General features: G+C 41.5%; 1 pseudogene. It reads left to right on the forward strand.

What is annotated here, in order from left to right:
* A pseudogene (locus FFM55_RS09725) lies at positions 1-472 on the forward strand (excinuclease ABC subunit UvrA); the annotation flags it as partial.

Below are 472 nucleotides of genomic sequence, written 5' to 3' on the forward strand. Positions count from 1 at the left end.
TGGTCGTAATTCTCGATCTACTCTGGCAACCTACACCGGCATCTATTCCGTCTTACGTTTGATGTTTTCTCGAATTGGACAGCCTTGGGTTGGGTATTCAGAATGGTTTTCCTTTAACCTACCTCAGGGAATGTGTCCAAAATGTCAGGGATTAGGCTTTGTTGACGACATAGATGAACGTCAATTAATTGATCCTAATAAATCACTCAATGAAGGTGCAATGACTTTTGCCGGTTTTCAACCGGGAACTTGGCGTTGGAAGGAATATGGCAACAGTGGATTATTTGATTTGGACAAAAAAATTAAAGACTACACCGATGAAGAATATGATTTATTCATGCACGCTCCGCAACAAAAATTAAAAAATCCACCAGCAAATTGGGGCCGTACGGCATTATATGAAGGACTAGTTCCACGTATGCTTCGCTCTGTTATTCATAGTGCCTCAGGTCGTCATCATGAAGCTGCCTTA

It is taken from the genome of Weissella sagaensis, assembly GCF_005405285.1.
GTDB lineage: Bacteria > Bacillota > Bacilli > Lactobacillales > Lactobacillaceae > Weissella > Weissella sagaensis.